Raw genomic sequence first — 591 nt, forward strand, 5'->3', positions numbered from 1 at the left:
TCCCCCGTTCGGAAACGTTCACGCCATTTTAAAGCTTGAGGTTCGAGCATCCTGTAAAGCCTGACGCGCATATCGGATAAAATTTTCAAAATGATATGGTGCCCTGTCAACCGCTCAACATAGCGCGACACCGAGCGCAGAATCCCGAAGGTGCGAACCGCTACGATCGGAACATAGATCATCAAAACATTTTCCGGACGCGTAGCCGCTTTGGATATTAAATAACCGGAGGTAAACATGAGAGCAGCCGCCGAGCATGCCGTCAACCCGCCAAGCAGCACGACAATGATCAAAAGCCTTGTATTTTTCTTGATGTAGGGCAGAATCCACCCGTCTTCATTGTTCATGATGCACCTCCAAACGACTGCGCCTGCACGAGCTCGTAATAAACGCCCCGCTTTTCAATCAGTTCTTGATGTGTACCGGTTTCAGCCACCTGCCCATCTTTCAGCACGATAATTTCATCCATATCAAGCATCCAGTGAAGGCGATGGGTTGCCAAAAAAACCAGCTTGTCTTCAAACAGTTTTAACATCGTTTTTTTCAACTCGTATTCTGTTTCGATATCCAAATGAGCAGTGGGCTCATCTA

Annotated in this window: 2 pseudogenes; both read right to left on the reverse strand. The window is 47.4% G+C overall.

Annotation, left to right across the window (positions count from 1 at the left end):
• Nucleotides 1-347, reverse strand: a pseudogene (locus ACWHAR_RS29730) (amino acid ABC transporter ATP-binding protein); the annotation flags it as partial.
• Nucleotides 344-591: pseudogene (locus ACWHAR_RS29735) on the reverse strand (thiol reductant ABC exporter subunit CydD); the annotation flags it as partial. The pseudogenes ACWHAR_RS29735 and ACWHAR_RS29730, both read right to left, overlap by 4 nt.

The sequence above is a fragment of the Bacillus sp. LR--39 genome (genome assembly GCF_053613335.1).